Annotated in this window: 20 protein-coding genes and 1 pseudogene; 3 read left to right on the top strand and 18 right to left on the bottom strand. The window is 34.4% G+C overall.

What is annotated here, in order from left to right; genetic code table 11:
* The 13 genes and pseudogenes from LN736_RS08060 to LN736_RS08000 all read right to left on the bottom strand — a co-directional run.
* On the bottom strand, positions 1-248 hold a 248-nt coding region (locus LN736_RS08060; protein WP_150357648.1), incomplete at its 3' end, for a helix-turn-helix domain-containing protein.
* A 9-nt stretch (positions 249-257) separates the two neighbouring features.
* A pseudogene (locus LN736_RS08055) lies at positions 258-374 on the bottom strand (transposase); the annotation flags it as partial.
* Between the two features lie 130 nt (positions 375-504).
* A complete protein-coding gene (locus LN736_RS08050; protein ID WP_378062847.1) occupies positions 505-1,227 on the bottom strand; it encodes a TVP38/TMEM64 family protein in 723 nt (240 codons plus the stop codon).
* A 199-nt stretch (positions 1,228-1,426) separates the two neighbouring features.
* Positions 1,427-2,917, bottom strand: a complete 1,491-nt coding sequence (locus LN736_RS08045; RefSeq protein WP_150358487.1) for a 4Fe-4S dicluster domain-containing protein — start codon at positions 2,915-2,917, stop codon at positions 1,427-1,429.
* A 280-nt stretch (positions 2,918-3,197) separates the two neighbouring features.
* The gene (locus tag LN736_RS08040) at positions 3,198-3,458 is read right to left on the bottom strand and encodes a hypothetical protein (protein WP_150358488.1); all 261 of its coding nucleotides are present in this window, start codon (positions 3,456-3,458) and stop codon (positions 3,198-3,200) included.
* Positions 3,459-3,478: 20 nt separating this feature from the next.
* The gene (locus LN736_RS08035) at positions 3,479-4,387 is read right to left on the bottom strand and encodes a DNA-3-methyladenine glycosylase family protein (RefSeq protein WP_179978427.1); all 909 of its coding nucleotides are present in this window, start codon (positions 4,385-4,387) and stop codon (positions 3,479-3,481) included.
* Between the two features lie 77 nt (positions 4,388-4,464).
* Complete coding sequence (locus LN736_RS08030) at positions 4,465-6,738, bottom strand: bifunctional dihydroorotate dehydrogenase B NAD binding subunit/NADPH-dependent glutamate synthase (protein ID WP_179978426.1); 2,274 nt, start codon at positions 6,736-6,738, stop codon at positions 4,465-4,467.
* A gap of 343 nt (positions 6,739-7,081) precedes the next feature.
* On the bottom strand, positions 7,082-7,930 hold the full coding sequence (locus LN736_RS08025; RefSeq protein WP_150358491.1) for a 3-hydroxybutyryl-CoA dehydrogenase: 849 nt from the start codon (positions 7,928-7,930) through the stop codon (positions 7,082-7,084).
* 56 nt (positions 7,931-7,986) lie between these two features.
* Positions 7,987-8,988, bottom strand: a complete 1,002-nt coding sequence (locus tag LN736_RS08020) for an electron transfer flavoprotein subunit alpha/FixB family protein (protein ID WP_150358492.1) — start codon at positions 8,986-8,988, stop codon at positions 7,987-7,989.
* A gap of 16 nt (positions 8,989-9,004) precedes the next feature.
* On the bottom strand, positions 9,005-9,784 hold the full coding sequence (locus LN736_RS08015; RefSeq protein WP_150358493.1) for an electron transfer flavoprotein subunit beta/FixA family protein: 780 nt from the start codon (positions 9,782-9,784) through the stop codon (positions 9,005-9,007).
* Positions 9,785-9,798: 14 nt separating this feature from the next.
* Entirely contained in the window at positions 9,799-10,938 is a 1,140-nt protein-coding gene (locus LN736_RS08010) for an acyl-CoA dehydrogenase (protein ID WP_150358494.1), read from the bottom strand.
* An 85-nt stretch (positions 10,939-11,023) separates the two neighbouring features.
* Positions 11,024-11,803: a short-chain-enoyl-CoA hydratase gene (locus LN736_RS08005; RefSeq protein WP_150358495.1), complete on the bottom strand. Its 780-nt coding sequence runs from the start codon at positions 11,801-11,803 to the stop codon at positions 11,024-11,026.
* Between the two features lie 220 nt (positions 11,804-12,023).
* Complete coding sequence (locus LN736_RS08000; RefSeq protein WP_150358868.1) at positions 12,024-12,656, bottom strand: redox-sensing transcriptional repressor Rex; 633 nt, start codon at positions 12,654-12,656, stop codon at positions 12,024-12,026.
* A 245-nt stretch (positions 12,657-12,901) separates the two neighbouring features.
* Between LN736_RS08000 and abc-f the strand changes: the two genes are divergently transcribed.
* Positions 12,902-14,815, top strand: coding sequence for a ribosomal protection-like ABC-F family protein (gene abc-f, locus LN736_RS07995; RefSeq protein ID WP_150358867.1), 1,914 nt, complete (start codon positions 12,902-12,904; stop codon positions 14,813-14,815).
* Between the two features lie 103 nt (positions 14,816-14,918).
* On the opposite strand, the gene LN736_RS07990 is transcribed toward abc-f, so the two are convergent.
* The 3 genes from LN736_RS07990 to LN736_RS07980 are packed head-to-tail and all read right to left on the bottom strand — an operon-like array spanning position 14,919 to position 17,723.
* On the bottom strand, positions 14,919-15,209 hold the full coding sequence (locus LN736_RS07990) for a thiamine-binding protein (RefSeq protein WP_150358866.1): 291 nt from the start codon (positions 15,207-15,209) through the stop codon (positions 14,919-14,921).
* Positions 15,210-15,247: 38 nt separating this feature from the next.
* Positions 15,248-16,021, bottom strand: a complete 774-nt coding sequence (locus LN736_RS07985; RefSeq protein WP_150358865.1) for a LytR/AlgR family response regulator transcription factor — start codon at positions 16,019-16,021, stop codon at positions 15,248-15,250.
* Positions 16,014-17,723 carry a LytS/YhcK type 5TM receptor domain-containing protein gene (locus LN736_RS07980; RefSeq protein ID WP_150358864.1) on the bottom strand — a complete coding sequence of 570 codons (1,710 nt, stop codon included), beginning with the start codon at positions 17,721-17,723 and terminating at the stop codon, positions 16,014-16,016. Before LN736_RS07980 ends, LN736_RS07985 begins: the two co-directional genes overlap by 8 nt.
* 370 nt (positions 17,724-18,093) lie before the next feature.
* On the opposite strand from LN736_RS07980, the gene LN736_RS07975 reads away from it, so the two are divergent.
* Together LN736_RS07975 and LN736_RS07970 are read left to right on the top strand one after the other, a co-directional pair.
* Positions 18,094-19,884 carry a carbon starvation CstA family protein gene (locus LN736_RS07975; protein ID WP_150358501.1) on the top strand — a complete coding sequence of 597 codons (1,791 nt, stop codon included), beginning with the start codon at positions 18,094-18,096 and terminating at the stop codon, positions 19,882-19,884.
* 250 nt (positions 19,885-20,134) lie between these two features.
* The gene (locus LN736_RS07970; RefSeq protein ID WP_150358500.1) at positions 20,135-21,919 is read left to right on the top strand and encodes a carbon starvation CstA family protein; all 1,785 of its coding nucleotides are present in this window, start codon (positions 20,135-20,137) and stop codon (positions 21,917-21,919) included.
* Between the two features lie 54 nt (positions 21,920-21,973).
* Here LN736_RS07970 and LN736_RS07965 read toward each other — a convergent pair whose 3' ends face one another.
* A complete protein-coding gene (locus LN736_RS07965; protein WP_150358499.1) occupies positions 21,974-24,895 on the bottom strand; it encodes an insulinase family protein in 2,922 nt (973 codons plus the stop codon).
* Positions 24,896-24,955: 60 nt separating this feature from the next.
* Positions 24,956-25,810: a patatin-like phospholipase family protein gene (locus LN736_RS07960; protein WP_150358498.1), complete on the bottom strand. Its 855-nt coding sequence runs from the start codon at positions 25,808-25,810 to the stop codon at positions 24,956-24,958.
* Between the last annotated feature and the right edge of the window lie 138 nt (positions 25,811-25,948).

Raw genomic sequence — 25,948 nt, 5'->3', positions numbered from 1 at the left:
TTTAGATCCATTTGAGCATTTGCAAGAGCAAGACTGTCAACTTCTTTAAGCCATTCAAATTCTTTCTTATACTGTGCTGGAGTAGGATACTTAATTTTTTTAATATCCGAATCTTTGTTTTCCTTATAAGACTTAATTCTATCAGCCAGCATTTGGTTATATATAAACCTGACACAGCCAAAAGTTCCAGCAAAATACAATTTTTGTTCTTTGTTCGGATAAATTCTGTATTTATAAGCTTTTAACACATTTTCACCTCATTTCATTCCTTGATTTTCAATGTACTCCTTAACTATATCAATTGGAACACCACCAGTTGTTATAAGGCAATAACTTTTACTCCAGAAGTACTCTTTCCATAATTGTTTTTTTATTGTTCGTCAAGTAGTTATTATTTTAGGCATCGAACCTAAAATAACAAGGACTATTCATCTCCCACTTATAGAAGATAGGAGAATTACGCCCTTTTTGTTAAATAAAAAAGTAATAAGCAGCATTTTAAATTCACTTATTACTTCCCGATTGAGATCCCTTTACCATTTTAACTATTATTTTTTCTCCTTTGAGAATACCTACCAAAAACAACGAAAACATCATTAAAGCTATAATTATAAGCTCTATTTTATTTCCCGAATATATTTTTGATCCAAAATACGTGGAAATAACTATTCCAGGCAATCTCCCCAATGTCGAACACAATATAAAATTCTTGAGATTTATATCGGATATTCCACATATATAGGCCAGGACATCCTTAGGTATACCTGGAATTAAGTACAATAAAAACACTATGGAATTCACGCTTCCCAATTGTAATATTTTATCAAAAAATTTTAGATGCCTTTTAGATATTATTTTATTTATCAGAGGTTTGCCGTAAATTCTTGATATGCCATAACAAATTATACTTCCAGCAGTTATGCCTATAATAGACAGTATACTTCCAAATACAGTGCCGTATACATATCCACCTGAAACCTGAACGATTTCTCCCGGTATAAAAAATGCTATTACCTGTAAAATCTGAATAAGCAAAAACACCGATATACCATATTTGCCATAAGACATTATTATATCCCTTATCTTATCAGGATCCCTAAATACATAAATATACTTATGATAATATTCATAAGCCACAACAAGCAATACAAGCATTATTATGCCCAGAACTACATAGGGCTTATATTCTATTAACCTTTTTTTAATTTTTTCCCTATAAGTTTTCAATCTTAACCACCCTGAAAATATTACTGCATTTTAATATTAATTATGTCCAGTTAATTTACTCATATACCTTAACAATACAAAATATGCTCTATAAAAATTCTATCATAAATGATCACCATAACCACATTAAATTTTAATTAAATTTTTAAAAAAAGTATGCTGATAATTCTAAACAAATCATCAGCATACTTTTTTTAAATCATCTATTCAAATTCACTTTTTCAAATTTTTTTAAATTTTCATTGGAAAGTACAGATTTTTTAGTAGACTGCTTACTAAATTTAATCAATTGAGGCCTGGATTTCATGATCCCAATCATTGTCCCGGGTCCTCCAATACATCCTCCCTGACACATCATTCCCTCTATAAAATTTCCCTGAAGTCTTTTTGTTCTGGCCATAGCCATAGTCTTCTTTATATCATCTTTTCCACTTACCTTTACAGGTTTAAACACAACTTTATCCTTTCTAACATCTATACAATTTTCTATAGCAGCTGTAAGCCCTCCTTCCTGGGCGAAACCCCTTCCATAAAGAGAAGCATCCTCTACAGGCAAATTCTCACAATCTTCAGGACGTATATTAAATGCACTCATAAGTGCGGATATTTCCTCAAATGTCAAAACATAATCCACTGCATCTCTTACAGATTCTCTATTTATTTCACTTTTCTTAGCAGTACAAGGTCCTATAAAGACTACAACTGCATTTTTATCTTCTTTTTTTATCATTCTAGCGGCAGCAACCATAGGTGAAACAGTACCGGATATTTTAGAAACTTCACTTGGAAATTTAGTTTCAATATAACCTATAAATCCCGGGCAGCAGGAATTTGTCATATATTCATCTCCAGAATTCATTCTCTCTGCAAATTCACTGGATTCATTTACAGTAACTGCATCTGCACCACAAGCTGCTTCCACCACTTTTTTAAACCCAATCTTTTTAAAAGCATCTTTAACTTGTCCTACTGTAACTTTAGGTCCAAACTGTCCCGTTATGGCAGGAGCTACCACAGCATACATATCCTTTTTCTTACATAAAGCACTTGTAACTTCAGTGATATAGCTTCTATCCGATACAGCTCCAAAGGGACATGCAGCCATACAGGCACCACAGTTAATACAATTTTTCTTATCTATCATTGCCTTTTTACTATCTGAATTTATTTCCAATGCTCCAGTAGGACAGGATCTTTTACAAGGTCTCATAACTTCTGCTATAGCATTATAAGGGCATACTTTTTTACACATACCGCATTCTTTACATACATCATGATCTATGTGTGATCTTCCATCAATTCTAGTTATAGCATTTGCAGGGCATACCTCCATACATTTATGCTGTATACATCCCCTGCAAGCTTCCGTAACACTATATTTATATATTGGGCATCTATCACAGGCAGCTGAAAGTACATACATCATATGATCTTTATCTACAATTTTTTTCAAATCCAATGTAGTATTATCAGTAGGTATAAAACCAGATGCCAATAAAGCCCTCTCATATACAACTGCTCTTTCTTTATATACACAGCACCTATACTCCGCTTTATTCTCATTTTGAATTATCCTGTAAGGTATCTTTTCTAGTTCTTCCCTTTTTAATTTATTTTCTTTAGCCAAAGAAGCTGCTTCTCTTAATACTAAAAATTTCAGTTTTTTCAATGGAGTTTCAAAATTCAACATCCTAATCCTCCTCCATAACATCTGATAATATATTTTTCATTTAAATTATAACAGATTATAGTTTTAAATGTAACAGATTTTATAAAATTAAAAAATATTTTTCTATTCTTTATTTACCAACAGTTTACAACATAATAACTTCTTAGTCAAAGCTTATCAGTTTAATTTAAAATAGTAGTACAGTATAATTTGCTATTAATAGAAAATATAAAAAAAGTGCTGTAAAATGTTCTAAAAGCAATTCTACAGCACTTTTTATTTAATCTATACTTTATTTACATCACTTTTTTAATAATACAATAGCTCTTCCAAAACACATGACTATAAAAGCTATCAGACAAATTACAGCAGATTTTTTGGATTTATTTTTAAACGCATCCATGCCATGAAATAGTACAAAAGGTGCTGCAAAAAAAAGCAAAAATACTCCCCAATTAGGTATAATGGCTATGGAACAAGTTATATAATAGGCTGAGGCAATTATCATCTTAAATTTTTCACCCGTTCTAAATCCAGGCACGTATTTTAATACATCCTTCAATTCTCTTTTTCTCCTGACATCTATATTTTTATCTTATTTTCTCTTGCATAATAGAAAAGATACTGCTGGGCAAATCCCGACAACTGACCAAATTTATCTATTCCAAAGTCTCTTGTTTTTCTCAAGGATACATCCGGTGCCAGATAAAAGTGATTCATAGCTCTCTTAACCCATACATCTACAGGAAATGCAGAATACTTCTGCATGGAAAAAAGCATAATACAATCCGCCACTTTTGGCCCTATACCCATAAATTTTTGCAGCTCTTTATGGCAAACTTCATCTTTTTGCATCTTAATCCAGTTAATATCATAGGATTCATCATAATTCTGTTGATTCTCAGTGCCATTATCATAAATTTTCCGCACAGTATCCACAATATATTTATTTCTGAAGCCAGTACCACAGTCTGCAAGTTCTTCCATAGTAGCATCCTTTAATCTTTCTATTTTAGGAAAGGCATAAAATATTTCCCCATTATATTCCAGCGGTTCTCCCCACTTTTGGCTTATATTTTTCAGTGCCCTTTTTATCATAGGTATTCTATTGTTAGCAGATATTATAAATGAAACAATCAGTTCAAAGGGATCCTGTTTCAACAGCCTTATTCCATTTCCAAACTCCACGGCTTTTTTTAAAATTGGATCTTCACTGAGAATATTTTTTATTTCACCATAATCCCTATACAGGTCAAAATAGTCTGCCCATATTTCTTTAAAGTCCCTTTGAGATGCATTGTAAAGCAGTACATCTCTGTCTCTTTTTTCCACCTCAATAACCTTTCCAAAAGCTACTCCTATATAATTTCCATTTTCCCTTTTATTCCATCTAAAACACTGCCCGCAATCAAATATATGGGGCAATTCAAAATTTCTTACATCTTTTATTACAATTCCACCTTCAAAATTTTCTATATAATTAAAATCCATACACGTACTCCTTTAATAGTAGAGTTAAAAATTATCGTAAAAAACTGCACCAGAATATTCCAGTACAGTTTTCCCAATCATTTCTTCAGGTATTCATCTATAGCCTTTGCTGCCTTTTTACCTGCTCCCATGGCAAGTATTACCGTGGCAGCTCCAGTAACTGCATCTCCTCCTGCATATATTCCTTCCCTTGTAGTGAGTCCAGTATCTTCTTGCACCACCAGGCACCCGCGTTTGTTCATTTCAAGTCCCTTTGTTGTAGAAGCTATAAGTGGATTCGGTGAAGTTCCCAGTGCCATGATCACCGTATCTACATCCAAATCAAACTCTGAACCCTCTATTTTAATAGGCCTTCTTCTGCCAGATTCATCTGGTTCACCTAATTTCATCTTTACACATTTCATTCCTTTAACCCATCCCTTTTCATCTCCTAATATTTCTACAGGATTAGTCAAGAGATTAAATTTTATTCCCTCTTCCTCAGCATGATGGACTTCTTCTGCCCTTGCCGGTAATTCTGAACGGGATCTTCTGTACACTATATATACTTCTGCCCCAAGTCTAAGTGCTGTCCTTGCGGAATCCATTGCCACATTTCCTCCGCCCACTACAGCAACTTTCTTGCCAACCTTTATAGGCGTATCATAGTCCTTTTTAAATGCCTGCATGAGATTGCTTCTTGTAAGAAACTCATTGGCCGAGAATACCCCATTTAAATTCTCTCCAGGTATTCCCATAAACCTCGGAAGTCCTGCTCCCGAACCTATAAATACTGCCTGGAAGCCTTCCTTTTCTACGAGATCATCAATAGTTATAGTTCTGCCAACTATTGTATCTGTCTCTATCTTAACACCTAATTTTTTTACATTCTCCACTTCATGCTGCACTACCTTATCTTTCGGAAGCCTGAACTCAGGAATTCCATATACTAAAACCCCTCCGGCCTTATGTAATGCTTCAAATATAGTAACATCATACCCAAGCTTTGCCAAATCTCCCGCACAGGTAAGCCCTGAAGGACCACTGCCTATTACAGCCACTTTTTTACCGTTTTTAGGTAAAGTCTTGGACAAATCAATGTCATTTTCCCTGGACCAGTCTGCCACAAACCTTTCCAACTTCCCTATGGCAATAGCATCTCCCTTTATTCCAAGTACACATTTACCTTCACACTGGGTTTCCTGAGGACAGACTCTTCCACAAACTGCCGGAAGTGCACTGGATTCAGCTATTATCCTAGCAGCCTTTTCAAAATTTTTATTCTTAACCTGTTCTATAAACTTAGGTATGCTTATGGAAACAGGACATTGAGTTACACACATAGGTTTTTTACAGTTTAGGCATCTGGACGCTTCTTTTACAGCTTCTTCCTCAGTGTAGCCAAGACATACCTCATCAAAATTAGTGGCTCTCACTTTAGGATCCTGTTCCCTTATTGGGACTCTCTTCATCCTATTAAGTTTTTCCTCTGCTCTACATTCACAGCCCTTTCTGTCGAATGTATCTCCCTCTTCTTTCTTCAATATCTTTTTTCCCTCTTCAGTCTTATACATAGCCTGCCTTCTCATAGCTTCATCAAAATTTACAAGATGGCCGTCAAATTCGGGTCCATCCACACAGGCAAATTTTACTTTTCCTCCTACAGTAACCCTGCAGGCTCCACACATTCCAGTACCATCTACCATTATAGGATTCAAACTCACTATAGTTTTAATCGCGTATTTTTTAGTAAGCTGTGCTATAAACTTCATCATTATCATTGGTCCTATAGCGACTACATAATTGTAGTCCTTAGTCTTCTTATCAATAAGCTCTTTCAGAAGATCTGTAACAAATCCTTTGTACCCATAACTTCCATCATCAGTAGCTATATAAAGGTTATCGCAAATCGGTTTCAGCTCTTCTTCAAAAAGTAGATAGTTTTTAGATTTACACCCCACTATGACATCTGCATCTATTCCGTGGCTATGAAGCCATTTTACCTGGGGATAAACCGGGGCAGTGCCAACTCCTCCTGCTACAAATATTATGTTCTTCTTTTTGAGTTCCTCCATACTTTCATTTACAAAATCAGAATGTTGTCCCAATGGCCCAACAAAATCTTCAAAATATTCGCCTACCCTGTACTCAGCCATCCTTTTAGTTGAATCCCCCAATGTCTGAAATACTATTGTAACTGTGCCTTTTTCAGAATCATAGTCACATATAGTTAAAGGTATTCTTTCACCTTTCTCATCTATTTTTACTATGATAAATTGACCAGGCAGACAGGATTTTGCAACTCTCGGTGCTTCTATATCCATTAAAAATATATTGGGTGCCAATTCTTCTTTTCTTACTATTTTGTACATATTATTCCACCAATCAAATGTAATCCAAATATACCGGATACACCTCTGATTCTGGCAGTTTCAACTCCCCTCTCGTTTATATTTATCTGACATATAATAATCCTTTATAATTATATCATATAATTGCAAAAAGTGCACAATCTGTGAATTAGCAAAAAAGATCATTAAATCAAATTCATAATCTCTTATAAAATGGTTTAATGATCTTCTTCAAATTAAGTGATTCTAAGATTCAGATAGAGTTTGCTTACTGAACTCTAGAAAAACTTATATAATCATAACGCTGCTCTTGACATTCCCGATTTTTTAAATCGGGAATGTCAAACATGAAACTTTTAAATAACTATTTCTTATAGTCATAAAATCCTTTTCCAGTTTTTCTGCCCAGCCATCCAGCTCTTACATATTTCCTAAGCAGCGGATGAGCCCTGTATTTGGAATCTCCAGTTTCTTTATAAAGCACATCCATTACGGCAAGACAAATATCCAACCCTATAAGATCTCCTAATTCCAAAGGTCCCATAGGATGATTTGCACCTAATTTCATAGCCTTATCTATATCTTCTGCTGAAGCTATACCTTCAGCTAATATGCCTACACCTTCATTTATCATAGGTACCAGTATTCTATTTACAATAAAACCTGGAGCCTCGGATACTTCTACAGGATCTTTTCCTATACTAAGGGCAACTTCTTTAACTTTATCAAAAGTCTCCTGAGATGTAGCCATTCCCTTTGTTATTTCAATCAATTTCATAACAGGTGCTGGATTAAAAAAGTGCATTCCTATAACCTTATCAGGCCTAGTTGTAGCAGATGCTATCTCAGTTATAGACAATGAGGATGTATTGGAAGATAAAATAGTTTCCGGTTTGCATATCCCATCCAATTCAGAAAAAATCTGCTTCTTTATTTTCATGTTTTCCACTGCTGCCTCTACTACTAAATCGCAATCAGCTGCCAATTTAAGGTCAACTGTTCCTTTAATTCTAGAAAGTATAGCATCAGCATCTGCTTGTGTAATTTTGCCCTTAGCTATTCTCTTTTGGAATCCCTTTTTTATTCCTGAAATTCCTCTTTCAACAAATTCATCCTTTATATCCCTTATTATAACCTCCACACCTTTTGATGCAAAAGCCTGAGCTATTCCTGAGCCCATTGTTCCCGCACCAAGAACACATACTTTTTTCACGTATATCCCTCCCCTAAAATTAATATAATTTAAATACTATCTTTATAACAAAACTCCTATTTTATAGCTTTAATCTGGGCTACCATTTCAGGCACAATTTTTTTATAATCTCCAACTAAACCAAGATCTGCTACATTCATTATTGGAGCACTGTCATCTTTATTTATGGCCACAATAAAATCGCTATCCTGCATTCCTGCCAAATGCTGTATAGCTCCAGATATACCACAAGCTATATACAATTTAGGCCTTACGGTTTTACCTGTCTGTCCTACCTGATATGCCTTGTCTATCCATCCGCTGTCAACAGTGGCACGGGAGCCTGCTATAGTTCCACCTAGAAGATCTGCCAGTTCTTTTAGAACCTTAAATCCCTCTTCACTTCCAAGTCCTCTTCCTCCGGATACTATAACATCTGCTTCTCCTATATCCATTACGTTTTTCGCAATTTTTATTACTTCATCTACTTTTAATCTAATATCGGAAGCTTTTAAATCTGCCTTAAATTTATCTATCTTGACAGCTCTGCTTTCGTCTTTTTCAAGCTTTTCAAAAACCCCTGGTCTCACAGTAGACATTTGAGGCCTGTGATCAGCACACTCTATAGTTGCCATAAGATTTCCACCAAATGCAGGCCTTGTCATAAGTAGATTTTTCGACTCTGCATCAACATCAAGTCCTGTACAATCAGCTGTAAGTCCTGTTCTAAGCCTAGCTGCTACTCTCGGTCCTAAATCTCTTCCCATAAATGTTGCACCTATGAGAAATACTTCCGGTTTTTTCTCATTTATTAAATCATAAATAACTTTAGCATAGGCATCTGTAGTATAGTGTTTCAAAAGTGGACTGTCCGCATACAGCACTTTGTCAGCACCATAAGCAATTAACTCCTTAGCTGCATCATCTATTTCGCTGCCAAGTAATACAGCTGTCAATTCTACGCCTAATTTATCTGCCAGCTCTCTGCCTTTTCCAAGTAATTCTAGGGCAACTTTCTGCAGGTTTCCGTCTCTTTGCTCTGCAAATACCCATACACCTTTATAGTCTGCTATGTTCATTATAAATCCCTCCTAATTAAATTAAGTGTTTTTCCTTTAATTTTGAAAGTGCATACGTTACAGCTTCCTTATATGGCTTATTAACTATTTCTCCTTGTCCTTTTGCTTCCTTGGTAGCCGATCTTCTAACTCTTGTCGGAGAACCCGAAAGTCCAAGAAGGGATTTATCTACATCTATATCATCTGCATGCCATACTTTTACATCCTGCTTAAAGATTTTAAATATATTTTTCATATGCATATATCTTGGCTTATTTAACTCTTTTATAGCTGTAAGAAGCACTGGGGTTCCAACTGTCACTGTTTCATAACCATCTTCCCAAGCCTTTTTGACTTTCAACTTGCCGCCTTCAACATTAACTTCTTCTACATAAGTTACCTGGGGTATTTGAAGAAATTCAGCTATTTCAGGTCCAACTTGAGCTGTATCTCCATCTATAGCCTGTCTTCCAGCAAAGATTACATCGTAATCTAATTCTTTAAGTGCGCCTGACAGTGCATAGGCAGTGGCACATGTATCTGCACCTGCGAAAGCTCTGTCTGATATAAGTATGGCCTCATCAGCACCCATCGCCAGAGCCTCTCTTAATGCAACTTCTGCCTGAGGAGGTCCCATGCTTATTACTGTAACTTTTCCCCCCTCTTTTTCTCTAATAACCAATGCTTCTTCAAGAGCATTTTTATCATCTGGATTTATTATTGATGGAACACCTTCTCTTATCAATGTTCCAGTTTTAGGATCTATTTTAACTTCATTGGTATCCGGTACCTGTTTTAAACAAACAACTATATTCATTATAAGTGTCCCCCCTATTTAAATAAGTTTCCTGAAATAACCATCTTTTGAACTTCTGAAGTTCCTTCATATATTTCAGTTATTTTAGCATCTCTCATCATTCTCTCTACAGGATAGTCTTTAGTGTATCCATATCCACCAAACAGCTGAACTACCTTAGTTGTAACTTCCATAGCCACAGTAGCTGCTATCAGTTTAGCTCTTGCAGCATCTACTGTATAAGGAACTCCTTTATCCTTATTCACAGCTGCCTTATACACCAAAAATCTTGCAGCTTCTATCTCAGTATCCAGATCCGCCACTGTCCAGCCTAAACCCTGGAACTTAAAAAGTGGTCTTCCAAACTGTTTTCTCTCTTTCATATATTCAATAGCCTCATCCAAAGCACCTTCTGCAATTCCAAGAGCCTGAGCAGCTATACCAATTCTTCCTCCATCAAGAGTCTTCATTGCTATTGGGAAACCTTTTCCCTCTTTCCCTACCAAATTCTCTTTTGGAATTATGCAGTCTTCAAATACCAATTCAGTTGTAGAAGAAGCTCTTATTCCCATCTTATTTTCAGTTTTGCCTATGGAGAAACCCGGTGTTCCCTTTTCCAGTATAAATGCAGATATTCCTCTAGTACCCTTGCTTCTGTCCGTCATAGCAAATACTATAAAAACATCTGCAACTCCTCCATTTGTAATAAATATTTTCTGTCCATTTAAAATGTAGTGATCTCCTTCAAGTATTGCCTGGCTCTGCTGACCTGAAGCATCAGTACCTGCATTAGGCTCTGTTAGACCAAAAGCTCCAAGTTTTTCACCTTTTGCCAGTGGAACCAAATACTTTTGTTTTTGTTCTTCTGTACCAAATTGTTGAAGTAATGAAGCACAAAGTGAAGTATGTCCCGATAGTATAACTCCAGTAGTAGCACAAGCCTTAGAAACCTCTTCAACAGCTAGTATGTAAGCCAGCGTATCTCCCCCTGCTCCGCCATATTCAACTGGAAAAGGGATTCCCAACATACCGTATTTAGCCATTTTATCCACTGTTTCCTGAGGAAATCTCTCGGTTTCGTCTATTTCAGCGGCTATTGGTTTAACTTCATTTTCGGTAAATTCTTTTACCATCTGTTTTACAAATTCTTGTTCCCTTGTTAACGTAAAATCCATTTATTTTACCCCCTAATATAGTTTTCATACTATAAAATATAGCTTCTGTAAATATTAATAACAAGATCGCTATAGTATAACTAAATTATTTATTTTTAAAATTCTTTTCCCTTTTTTCTACAAAAGCTGTCATTCCTTCTTTTTGATCTTCTGTAGAAAAGCATTCGCCAAAGGCTTCTGATTCATAAGCTACAGCTGTATCTATATCACACTGAATACCTCTGTTTATAGCAGCTTTACTCATTCTAACAGCTACAGGCGCATTAGAAGCTATAGTATTTGCTAATTTTTTTGCCTCTTCCAATAATTTTTCGGGTTCAAATACACTATTTACCAATCCTATTCTCAAAGCTTCATCAGCTTTTATCATCTTTGCAGTATATATCAACTCTTTAGCCATACCCAGTCCAACTACTCGTGCAAGTCTTTGAGTTCCTCCAAAACCCGGTGTAATTCCCAATCCCACTTCTGGTTGTCCAAACTTAGCCTTTGATGAAGCTATTCTTATATCACAGGCCAGAGATAATTCACATCCACCACCTAATGCAAAACCATTTACTGCTGCTATAACAGGTTTTTCTAAGTTTTCCAGTTTCCTAAAAACTTTATTGCCAAGTCTACTGAATTTTCTGCCTTCTAAGGTATTAAAATCTTTCATCTGAGTTATATCTGCTCCAGCTACAAAAGATTTTCCTGCTCCTGTAATTATTACAGCCAGCACAGCATCATCTGCCGCAATCTCATCTATAGCACTATCTATTTCCATCACTGTTTCCGAATTTAAAGCATTAAGTGCCTTAGGTCTGTTTATTGTGAGCAGTGCCAACTTCCCCTCTTTTTCAAGAATAACATTTTTATACTCCATATTAACCCTCCCCAAAAGTTTTTAGTATTTTATACTAAAATTAAACAGTTTATTAACATACTATTGTTAATAATATCACAAATATTATTAATAATAGTTAAAGTAAAATCCTTTACTTTAACTATTATTATATACTTTAAAATTACATATTTCAATAATAAATAGTATAATTATTATTACTTTTATCTAAAATTCAGAATTATATTTATACAAACTAATTTCAATCCACATCATTTAACAAACAGCTCAAAGTCAACAAGCTGTCACTTAAATGAACATCCTCCATCTTCACATCCTCTGGCACAATGAGATCGACAGGAGCAAAATTCCAGATACCTTTCACCCCATTTTTAACCAAAATGTCGCAAACCTTTTGTGCGTTATTACTTGGAACACATATTATGCCTATATCTATAACATTTTCTTTCAAATACTCAGGCAAATAATCAATATCATTTATCTCAATATCTCTAATTCTAAGGCCAATGAGTTTAGGATTTATATCAAATATAGCTTTTAATTCAAAACCTAACTTTTCAAATCTGGTATAATTAGCTATAGCCTGACCTATATTCCCTGCTCCTATTATTGCTGTTCTGTATAATTTTGTAAGTCCAAGTATGTTGCATATCTGACTATACAATTCACTTACATTATATCCATAACCCTGCTGACCAAAATCTCCAAAGCAATTTAAATCCTGTCTTATCTGGGAGGCTGTAAACCCTATTTTTTCACTCAATTCCTTTGAAGATATTCTATCCACATCATTTCTCATTAAATCGCCTAAATATCTATGGTATTTTGGTAATCTTTTTATAACAGCCATCGATATATTTTTCTTTTTATCCATAAAGCACCTCGTATTTATAAAATTTAGTGTATCATCTATTATTGTATCTATTAATAAAATAGTCCTAAATGATTTATTTCTATAATTTATACTATTATTTAATTATAACATATGTCAATAGTTTCTTTTTTATTATTTTTATATTTACTACCATTTAATATATCTATATATTTTAATAAATTAGGGCTACAAAAAAATCATTATACATAGTAAAATGTTAATGATCAAGGAAGGTGTTATTATTCATGATAGTTTTAAGCTGTAAAAATATCCATAAAAGCTATGGGATAAAAGTTATACTCGGAGATGTAACTTTCAATATAAATGAAGGAGATAAAGTCGGCCTCATAGGTCCAAATGGAACCGGCAAGTCTACCTTGTTCGACATTTTAACAAATAAATCAAACTATGATAGCGGAGATCTGTATATAGATAGATCTAAAACTCTAGGGTATTTAACCCAGCATCTGTCTTTAGATTCTTCAAATACAATATATGATGAAATGTATACTGTATTTGAGGATCTTGTTAATCTTGAAAAAAAACTTGATAAATTGGAATCATTAATGAGCAAACCCTATGATACAGCCAGAAAAGAATATCACAATAAGCTGATAAATGATTACACTACCTGCTCAGAGCTTTATTCAAATAGAGGGGGATACACTTATAGGGCGGAAATAGGGAAAACCCTAAAGGGACTCGGTTTTACAGAGGATGAATACAGCACACCTATAAACGTGTTAAGCGGTGGTAAAAAAACGCGTGTGGCCCTTTGCAAGCTTCTCCTTACAAAACCCGATATACTTCTACTTGATGAACCTACCAACCATTTGGATTTAGATGCCATAGAATGGCTGGAAGATTATTTAAAAGCTTATAAGGGCACTGTAATACTGATATCCCACGATAGATATTTTTTAGATGCCATAACACATTCAACCATTGAGCTCATAAATGGTCATATAAATTATTATAACGGCAATTATACCAAATATCTTGAACTTAAAAAAAGAAACTATGAAATTCAATTAAAAGCATATAACATACAGCAGATGGAAATAAAAAAGCAGGAAGAAATTATCAAAAAATACAGATCATTTAATAGGGAAAAAAGTATAAAAGCAGCAGAAAGCCGGGAAAAAATGCTGAATAAATTAGAGAGAATAGCTCCACCAGACAAAGATAAAAAAATTAAAAATGTAATATTTAAAACCCAGCTAAACAGTGGAGATGATGTGCTGCAGGTAAAAGATATGAGTAAAAGTTTCAACAATAATATTTTATTCCAGAATTTAAACTTTAAGCTAAAAAAAGGTGAAAAAACAGCAATTATTGGCGAAAACGGCTGTGGCAAAACCACTCTTTTCAAAATAATTATGGGAGAAATTAAAAAAGACACTGGCATATGTCTACTAGGCAGGAATGTAGAAATAGGATATTATGATCAGGAGCAGTCTGATCTAGATCCTGAAAAAACAGTCTTAGGTGAGATATGGGATAAATTTCCTAAACTAACTGCCACAGAAATACGAAATTCGCTGGCTAGTTTCCTTTTTACCGGAGATGAAGTATTCAAGAAAATTTCATCTTTAAGCGGTGGTGAAAAATGTAGAATAAATTTATTAAAGCTGATATTATCCAAAGCCAATTTTTTGCTTCTAGATGAGCCTACAAATCACCTGGATATAACCTCTCGAGAGGCTCTGGAAGAAGCATTGTTAAATTATAATGGCACTTTACTCGTAATCTCCCATGACAGATATTTTTTAAATAAATCTGTAAATAAAATATATGAGTTAAAGAAAAATGGCATGAAGGAATATCTCGGAAATTATTCCTATTATATTGAAAAAAAGAACAATCCATTGAGATTTGAGAAACAGGAAAAAAATAGAGGTAAAACTAAAACTCAGATACAGCATGATAAAAAAAAGAAAAGAGCTCTTGAAAAAAAACAACATGAAAAAAAAGCTGAAATAGATTACATTGAAGAAGAAATATCAAGTTTAGAGAATTTTTTGTCAAAATTACAAAAAAAATTGTGCCTAGAGGAAGTTTATTCTGACTCCAAAAAAAGCAGCGAGATAAACAAAAAAGTTCTGGACACACAGAGTAAAATAGATGACCTATACAGCAGATGGGAAAAAATGCTATAAGTTATGCCAATTTTTAGATCATTTTTAGGTACGGTATAAAAACCATTTTTCATGAGAGAGCTCTACCGTACCCATAAGATCGACTAAAACTTTTTCAATTAACTTACTTTCTATATTTTCCTATCTTCTCTTCCATAGTAACTCCGGAGGGTCTATAATCTATTTTCACTACAGATGCCACCCTTGAAGCCCCTTGCTCCACACATATGGTTTGGGCAGTTTCCACTATTTTTAAAAGCTGACTCAATTCTCCCTCCATAGTAGTTTCCATAGGTCCTACCTCATATTTTACACCACAGGAATCTATATATTCTATTACTTTATCAACTACACCATAAAGATCCTTCTCTTCAACTACAGGTAAAACCTGTATACTCACATTTGCCAATGCCATAACATCAACCTCCTATTGTCAAATTATCATAGCTCTTACTACATTTTCAAAAGACTTTTTAATTTTTTTACATTGTTTCTGCTTATCGGTATCTCAGATTTTTTCTCATCATCCATTACTAATTTATATGTGCCATTAAACCAGGAATACAATTCTCTAATATTATCTATATTCACTAAAAAACTCCTGTGAGATCTAAAAAAATTAGTTCTTTCTTCTATTTGACCTAAAGTATATCCCACTAAGTAACTATCATTTTTAACCTTCACATAGGTTTTATCATCTTTTATATAACAGTAGTAGATATCCTTTACATTTACCAGTATTATCTTACCCTGCCTCTCACAAGGTATTTTCTTAACCAGTTTTTTTTCCTTATCCATTTTATCTATCAATTCATTCAAAATATCCTTTGATATTCTCCCGTCCTCTGTATTTTTGTCATCACTTTTCTGCATAAGCCTATCTATGGTAATAGCTATCCTTTTTTCATCAAAGGGTTTCAAGACATAATCCAACGCATTTAACTCAAAAGCTTTTACTGCATGTTCCTCATAAGCAGTGACAAAGATTATATCAACATGTTCATCAAATCTTTTAATATTCTTAGCAACTTCCATACCATTTTCCACCGGCATATTTATATCTAGAAATACCGCATCAGGTTTTTTTGATTTTACAAGTTCCATGCCAGTTTTACCATCATATGCAATTCCCTCTACAGATATACCCTTGTGCTGTGATATTATATAATTCAACTCCTCTGCAGCAGGTATCTCATCTTCTACAATAACACATCTCAATTTATCCATTTATTGATGAAACCTCCCTCATCGATATTAAAAAACTAATCTTGGTTCCATTATTTACAGATGTTTTTATATCAAGCCCATGATCCTCTCCATATAACAATTTCAATCTCTCATTTACATTTTTCAGCCCTATACCCGGCCATTTAGTTAAAACTTCATTTAGTCTTTCTTCATTCATCCCCACTCCTGTATCTGTTATACAAAAACGTATTTCATCATTTTCAAAAAATGCCTCAAGGTATACTTTCCCGCCTTCCGGCTTAGGCAATATACCGTGTTTTATAGCATTTTCCACAATCGGCTGAAGCACAAATACAGGCACTTTCTCATCCATCATTTCATCCGGTATATCAATAATTAACTGTAATCTATTACCAAACCTAGCTGTCTCAATGGAAAGGTAGGATTGAATAAATTCAATCTCATCTTTCAGATAAACAAAATCCTCCTGTCTTTTTAATGTTTGCCTAAAATAATTGGACAGATCTATTATAAGCTCTCTGGCCTTTGAAGGATTTGTTCTGCAAAAAGAAGCTATGGTATTTAGTGCATTGAACAAAAAGTGTGGTTCTATCTGAGCTCTTAAAGCTCTAAATTCTGCCGTAGATGCCTCTTTAGCCAATTTATTCAATTTATATAGTTCTATCTGGTTGGATAGGAGATCACTTAATTCTTTCCCAAATTGTATGAAATAGGGATTAATATTTTTCTTCAACCTCACCCCCAATCCAAGCACTCCTTCAAAACCTGAGTTGGGTATTTTAAATGGAGCACAAACAAAAAACATGGATTTACCATCATATTGCAGTTCAATAATTTTATAATCAGGTGATTTATTGTATTTTTGTATCTCCTGTCTTAATTTTTCTTCATGTATACTAATTCCAGAATAAGCTAAAAATCCATTTTTATCTCCTATAAATATGCCATCTGCATTGGTCATCTCATATATTATTTCAGAAACATTTTTTGCCGTTTTTTCGTTAAGTCCCTTTCTCATATAATTTACAGTTTTTTTTGTAATATTAAGAGCTCTCTGTGCTTCTATAGCACCAATTCTATCGTATTCCTCCTTTGCACTTTTTATTATATTTATAAAAATTACTGAACCTAGAGAATTTATGAGAATCATAGGTACCGCTATAATCTCTACTAATTTAAGGGCTGAACTAAACGGTCTGGAAAGTATTAAAATTATAATCATCTGACAGCATTCTGCCGCCACTGCTCCAATAAATACCTTCTTAAGATTAAAACCTTCATCTTTCGAGAGTTTTTTTATAAGTCCTCCAACCAATCCTTCTGCCAAAGTGGCAACTCCGCAGGAAAGGGCAGTAAATCCTCCTAAAAAATATCTGTGAGTTCCTGCTATAATTCCAACTATCACTCCAAATACAGGCCCCCCTATATACCCTGCTACTATAGCTGCTATAGGTCTTGTATTTGCTATGGCATCGTGCAGTCCAATATATCCTGCTTGTATAGAGCCCATTGGCCTGATATTATCCATAGCATAGGGCTCTACATTTACTCCAGTATAATTACCTATAATACCCAATAAACTGAAAAACACTATAAGTGCAATTTTATCTATGAATTTCAGCTCACCTTTAATCATATTTTTTAAAACATGAGATTGATTGTATATATATGCAGATATAGCTATAAGTGCCATACTTTCAAGCAATTGAATATATATCAAAATTTACCACCTCTAAAAACTGCATTAGCCGACTTCTAGCATAACTCTAATACTTTTGTTCCTATAGTGCGCCAAAGTCCAATCTCCTGCATTATTTGTTCAAAACACAAATTATTTATATATAATTATATAACAAAATTAAACTTATAGCTAATAAAAATATCATTTTAAAAAATGTCACTTAACCTTTTATTTCGACTCTTTAATATATTTTTTTATCAATTCGGAGAATTTAGATAGAAAAATTAATAGATTCATACTATCATTATGCATGGAACAATTAGTCACTACATGTAAACCATTAAGTATTATATGTAAACCATTAAGCATTAATTGTATTTATTTATTGAATCTTAAAGGAGGTTGTTTTATGAACTCAATAGTACTTGTAATTATAGGTGCTCTTGTATTAGTTCTAGGTTACAGATTTTACGGCTCCTGGATCGCAGCTAAAGTATTAGTTTTAGATGAGACCAGGGAAGTTCCATCTAAAAAATTTGAAGATGGTCATGATTACGTTCCCACTAACAAGTGGATATTATTAGGCCATCATTTTGCTGCAATAGCAGGTGCAGGACCATTAATTGGACCAGTTTTAGCAGCCCAATTTGGTTATCTGCCAGGTACGCTGTGGATTTTAATCGGCGGTGTATTAGCTGGTGGAGTTCATGACATGGTAATTCTATTTGCTTCAGTTAGACAAGATGGACAATCCATTGCCGAAATTGCGAGAAAAAATTTAGGCGAAAGAATGGGTTTCATCACATCAATTTCAGTTATATTTATATTGATAATTACTATGGCAGGCCTTGGTCTTCCAATAGTGAACTCACTTTACAACAGTCCCTGGGGTACTTTTACAGTTGGCTTTACCATTCCAGTAGCAATTTTTGTAGGTATCTATCTTAAATTTATAAGACCTGGTAAGATAGCTGAAGCTACCGTTATCGGTATGGCACTTATAATATTGGGAGTTGCGTTAGGACCTTATATCCAGCACACAGCTTTAGCTCCATATTTGACATTTAACGTTAAACAGATGTCTCTTATCCTAGCTATTTATGGTTTTTGTGCTGCTGTTTTGCCTGTATGGCTTCTGCTTCTTCCAAGAGATTACCTAAGCACTTATATGAAACTTGGTGTTATAGCACTTCTAGTAGTAGGTATCATACTAGTTAGACCGGTTTTGAATATGCCAGCAGTCACTCAATTTGTATCTGGAGGCGGACCTATAGTACCGGGTAAGGTATTCCCGTTCGTATTCATAACTATAGCCTGCGGTGCACTGTCGGGATTCCACTCACTTATAGGTTCTGGTACTACTCCTAAACTTATTTCAAATGAGAGGGACATACTCCCTATTGGATACGGCTCTATGCTTATAGAATCTTTTATAGCATTGATGGCTCTAATAGCTGCAACATGTCTTCCAACTGCTGATTACTTTGCTATAAACTCTGCACCAGCAGTATTTGCAAAACTTGGAATGATTCCAAAAGAACTGCCTATGCTTTCACAAATGGTAGGAGAGCAACTAGCTGGAAGACCAGGCGGAAGTGTATCCCTGGCAGTAGGTATGTCTTATGTATTTTATAAAATACCGGGCATGAAAGGATTAATGTCTTACTGGTATCATTTCTGCATAATGTTTGAAGCACTATTTATTTTAACAACTATAGATTCAGGTACCAGAATAGGCAGATATCTAATTCAGGATCTTGTAGGTAAGATTTACAAACCACTTGCAAAGAAAGATTCGTGGTTTAACATAATATTCTTTAGTTTTATTATGTCATTTGCCTGGGGATACCTTCTCTACACCGGTAATATATCAACTATCTGGCCTCTATTTGGTGTAGCCAACCAGAGTCTGGCAGCTATAGCCTTTGCCATAGGTACTTCAGTACTCATAAGAATGGGCAAGAGAAAATACATGCCTCTTACAGTATTGCCTATGACCTTTATAAGTATAGCTACTTTAACAGCATCTATTGAAAATATAACAGGAAACTATATTCCAAATGGTAAAACTTTACTTACAGTATTATCCTTCGTGCTTATAGTTATACTAGTAGTTATACTCTATGAAAGCATCAGACACTGGATTTCAGATTTAAAATCCGGAAAATTTGATAAAGTTAGAGAAAATAACGCCGTTTAATAATGATATAGATCATAATATAATTTTACATGCGGGTTGCCCCAAAAATTGTTGTGGGACAACCTTTTTTATAAATAATCTTAATTCTCAATTCTATGCAGCTGATGTTTTCATATATCATTTACATTGGAATTAATACCGTTCATATATCTTTTTTGTCATTTCACCCCATATTAGCTGAATTGATTGAAAATTCATGTTATAATGACATTAACATTATATGTTAAATAATTTATAAGGGGGAATTTATATGAACTCACTGGTACTGGTAATCATAGGAGCTCTTGTACTCGTCTTAGGCTATAGATTTTACGGTTCATTTATAGCCGCTAAAGTTCTGGTCTTGGATGAGACAAGAGAAGTGCCATCTAAAAAATTTGAGGATGGTCATGATTACGTTCCCACTAACAAGTGGATATTGCTTGGACATCATTTTGCCGCAATAGCAGGTGCAGGACCATTAATTGGACCAGTTTTAGCAGCTCAATTCGGTTATCTGCCAGGTACACTGTGGATTTTAATCGGTGGTGTATTTGCAGGTGCTGTCCACGACATGGTAATCCTATTTGCCTCAGTTAGGCAAGATGGTGAATCCATTGCTGAAATTGCCAGAAAAAATTTAGGGGAGAGAATGGGATTTGTAACTTCTATAGCAGTCATTTTCATATTGATAATAAGTATGGCAGGCCTTGGGCTTCCTGTTGTCAATTCACTTTACAACAGTCCCTGGGGTACTTTTACAGTTGGCTTTACCATTCCAGTAGCAATTTTCATAGGTATTTATCTTAGATTCTTAAGACCTGGTAAAATAGCTGAAGCCACTATTATTGGTATGGCACTCATCATACTGGGAGTTGCATTAGGACCTTATATCCAGCACACAGCCTTAGCTCCTTTTTTAACTTTCAATACTAAACAAATGTCACTTATTTTAGCTGTATACGGTTTCTGTGCTGCTGTTTTACCTGTATGGCTCCTACTGCTGCCGAGAGATTATCTGAGTACTTATATGAAACTCGGCGTTATAGCATTACTGGTAATAGGAATTATATTTGTAAGACCTACTCTTCAGATGCCGGCACTCACTAAATTCATAAGCGGAGGGGGACCTATTGTACCAGGCAAGGTATTTCCATTCCTATTCATAACCATAGCCTGTGGTGCATTGTCGGGATTCCACTCACTTATAGGCTCCGGTACTACACCTAAACTTATTTCAAATGAAAGGGACATACTTCCTATAGGCTTTGGTTCAATGCTCATAGAATCCTTTATAGCACTGATGGCACTGATAGCTGCAACATGTCTTCCAACCGCCGACTACTTTGCTATAAACTCCGCACCGGCCGTATTTGATAAACTTGGAATGATTCCAAAGGAACTGCCTATGCTGTCACAAATGGTAGGAGAGCAACTAGCTGGAAGACCCGGAGGCGCTGTATCACTGGCAGTAGGTATGTCTTACGTATTTTACAAAATACCGGGTATGGAAGGATTAATGTCCTACTGGTATCATTTCTGTATAATGTTTGAAGCGTTGTTTATTCTAACAACTATAGATGCAGGTACCAGAGTAGGCAGATACTTACTCCAGGATCTTTTTGGAAAGATATACAAGCCTTTTGCAAAGAAAAACTCCTGGGCAAATATAGTATTATTTAGCGTTCTTATGTCATTTACCTGGGGATATCTTCTCTACACCGGCAATATATCAACAATCTGGCCGCTGTTCGGTACTGCAAATCAAATGCTGGCCGCTATAGCTTTTGCCATTGGTACTACTATAATTATAAAGATGAAAAAACAGAAATATGCCATGATAACCGTAATCCCGATGATAGCTATATCCATAATAACCATTACAGCTTCCTTCTCAAATATATTTGGTAACTATATACCTAAGGGCGAAACACTTCTAGTTGTACTTTCCATAATACTTCTGCTGCTGCTTGTAGTTATAATCTACGAGAGTACTAAAGTATGGCTAAGGGATTTAAAAAATGTTAAAACTGCCGATAAGGATACCGTAGTATAAAAATCAATCCACAATGTGAATAAAATTTTATTCACATTGTGGATATTTACATATCTATTCAAATAAATTTATCAAATTTTTGAACATGCTTTTATTTTCTTTTATCTTCTGTTCATTTCCAAGAACACATATGTTGTTTTTGATCATTGCACTGGAAATAAGGTCCGAAAATTTTCTTATGTCTTCCACTTTAGTATCCAATATTTCCTTTCTCTCTTTTTGTAAATCTTCGTAAGTTACATGCCTTATATAATTCTCTGCGGCACGTTCCCCTTCCATTGAAGGTGAAAGCGGAAAATCCAAATTAGATATGGTTCCTATTATATATTTAACCATCTGCCTATCATCCGCATTAAAATTTTTGAAAAACTCTCCAGCTCTATCATATATTTCAACAGTATTTCTTAAATTTGGATCCCTGTAAGATGTAAAAAACATATTTCCATTTCTCTGAAAAGAGGCAAAGCTGCCGTAGGCACCTCCTTGAACTCTCACCTGATTCCACAGGTATTCATAATTTGCTATGGATTTCAGGACCTGCAGACTTCCACTATAAGAATATCCAAGATCTATATAATTATAGGCCTTAGCCACATATTGTATTTTGGAAGATGTCATAAGTCCCTCATTTTTGGCTTCTAAATCAAGTTTATATGGAATTTTATCAAATCTATTATTTTTAAATTCAGATATAAGCTCTCCTACGTTGTCTTCAAAATTATTATAATCTCTTTCATCACAGGTTATATTCAAAAGCAAATTATCTTTAGTAAATATCTCCTTAGAAACTCTTTCTAAATTATGCCTTATTTCGTCTGCTTTACTTTCAAAATTATTTTCCAAATCAGATATAAATTTATAAAATTCCAGTCCATTCAGCATATCTTCATACTTACTTGCAGGTGAAAAATATGAAGATACATGATTTGCAACTACTATATGACCCCTTTCAAAAATAGTCATTTCAATTCTGGACTTAGTCTCCTGAATTATCTCCCTCAACCTTTTTTTCTCATCAAATCCAGTATGATTTATTACTTCCTTTAATATAGAAAGCAATTTCGGCAAATTATTTATAAGAACCTTTGAGCGTACTATAAATTTAGGATAAAATTTCCTGCTGCTCCCATTCTTTGCAAAAGGCTGTGAAAAATAATTTATTCCACCTGTATATATATTTATTTCTTTAGCTAGATCTTCATAATAATAATTTTCTGTACTTACCTTTCCAAGTACAGTACTTAAAAGCGATATATATGGAATAAATTTTTCTTCGACGCCCTCTGTATTGAAATACAGATTTATATAATAGATTCCATTGGTAAATATAGGATAAAACAGTACTTCTACATCCTGTATTTTTTTATTTACAAGCTCAAGTTTTTTGGCATCAGGTTTTATATCTTTCAGGGATAAAAGAGGTATTTTCATAAGATTCTCCCTGCCGTCCCTCTCCATCTGTCTCTTTTTCAACTTCATTGTATCTTGAATTATTTTTTCAATTTCATCTTCTGAAAGACTATCCTTAAAATTTTTTAATTTTTCTTTTAACAGTTCATCCTTTCTTTCTTCAAGACCTCTTTTAGGCTTAATTACCAGTATAGAACTGTGATTGTTTTTTAGGATGTGCCTATCAATAAGCTTTTCAAAATAACCATTATCCAGCTGCGATTTTATCTTATTTAATACTGACTCATAGGTAAGGTGGATCCATGGCTCACTATCATACAGCCAGCCATCCATACATTTCATTCCATATATAAGCCCTTTTGGATACCCCTTATAGTCTGCTTCCCTGAGCTGAAATTCCTTTATATTTATAGAAGCCTCCATCAGCTTTTTATCCATACCCTTATCTACGATATTTTTTAACGTTTTCTCAACTATTTCTTGAAATCTATATTTTTCTTTTTCATTGGAGCCCTTAACTACTATTCCAAACATGGGCTGAAGTATACCAGATTCAAATACACCAAATACATCTTTGCCTATTTCAGCATCAATCAATGCCTTTTTAAGAGGTGAAGATGGAGTTTCCAAAAGCATATGTTCAAGTATATCAAAAGCTAAATACAATTCATTATCCACAGCCGTCCCAACAGAATAATTCAAACTCAAAAAAGTTTTATCTTCTTCTTTTTCCGCACTCGAAACAGGATATTCTGTCACCATCTCTCTACGCTTATGAAAAGGTTCCTGCACCAATACATCAGAATTCACTTCTCTTCTATTAAAATAGTTTAAATACTCACTGTCCAAAAATTTAAGTTTCTCCTCTATATCCATATCACCATATAGATATATATAACTATTGGAAGGATGATAGTATTTACTGTGAAAATCCAGGAACTGCTGCTGTGTAAGCTGTGTTATAACCTCAGGATCACCTCCAGACTCCACTCCATATTGAGTATCCGGATAAAGTGATTCAAGCATTTTCCTGAATAATATAGATTCTGGAGATGAAAAAGCTCCCTTCATTTCATTGTAAACCACACCTTTATAAGCTATATCCTCTTCCTTACTATTCAATTCATAATGCCATCCTTCCTGCATCATGATTTCAGGATACTTATATATATTAGGATGAAAAACTGCATCAAGATAAACATCCATGAGATTTTCAAAATCCCTGTCATTTACACTTGCAACTGGATACATGGTTTTATCAGGAAAAGTCATTGCATTTAAAAAAGTATTGAGAGATCCCTTTACCAATTCCACAAAAGGTTCTTTCACTGGAAATTTTTTTGAACCACAGAGTACAGAATGTTCAAGTATATGAGGTACTCCTCTGCTGTCATCCGGTGGAGTTCTAAAACTTATGGAAAACACCTTATTGTCATCCTTATTTTCTAAAAAGAACAGTTTTGCACCACTTTTTTCATGATAAAAAAACATTCCTATAGAATTTATGTCCTCTAATTTTTTCTGTTCCAGCAGTTTAAAACCACTGTAAATTTCCCCTACATGCATATCACCGATTCTCCTTTACATATACTCGTGAAGCTCTCTGCCCCACGGACTTGATTTTTCCTATTTCTTAATCCAATCCTCTAATTTATCATAGCACTCCAGTGCCTCTCTATATCCCTGATTATACAATTCCGTAAGCTTATGTTTATTTTTTTCTATTCTTTTCACTTTCAAGGGCTGCTTGGGTCTGATCACAAAAACACTTCCCTCTCTTCTAAGTTTTTCTATATACCTTAAAGTATGATTGTATTTTCTATGTCTGTTTATCATGGCTTCTACCAATCCACTATAGTTAGAATATAATCTTCTGGCCAAGAATTTCATCTTGAAAGGCTTTTTCACATAATCTCTATTTCTGGTTAAAATAATTATATTCTTTTTATTGCCATCTTTTATAGATTTTTCTATGGGTATGGGATCAGAAATTCCCCCATCAAGCAAATTCAACCCTTTGAATTTTACGATGGAAGCCATAAAGGGCAAGCTGCTGGAAGCCCTTACGGCATCAAATATATCACCGTCCTGACATTTATTCTTCTCAAAATATACGGGTTTTCCAGTGTCACAGTCTGTAGTGCCAACTATAAATTTTTCTTTTGATTTATTAAATGTGTCTACATCAAATATCTCCAGCTTATTTGGTATTTCATTGAAAATAAAATCCGCTCCAAAAATTCCCTTTTCAAATATAAGATTTCTGCAGCTTAAATATCTGGGATCATCTACATAATTTATATTTATTCTTTTATTTCTTCCCTTTTGTCTTGAAAGATATGAGCACGCATTACAGGCTCCCATGGAGACCCCTATAATATAAGGTAAATATAAATTTTTTTCCATAAATAAATCCAGTACTCCAGCAGTATACAGCCCTCTCATTCCTCCACCTTCCAAAACCAATCCTATATTCTCCATATACTATTTTGCCCCTCTTTCGCCCGTTATTATATATATTTCCCAGGTAAAATTTTATTATTAATATATTATTTTAGCACATATAGGTGAGTTAGTGAAGGCGTAAAAAAACAAAGTAGACTGTAAATTGTGAACTAA

It is taken from the genome of Clostridium aromativorans, from assembly GCF_020908015.1.
Lineage (GTDB): Bacteria > Bacillota > Clostridia > Clostridiales > Clostridiaceae > Clostridium_B > Clostridium_B aromativorans.
Note: the sequence above shows the minus strand (reverse complement) of the source record. Positions and strands in the feature narration are given on the sequence as shown.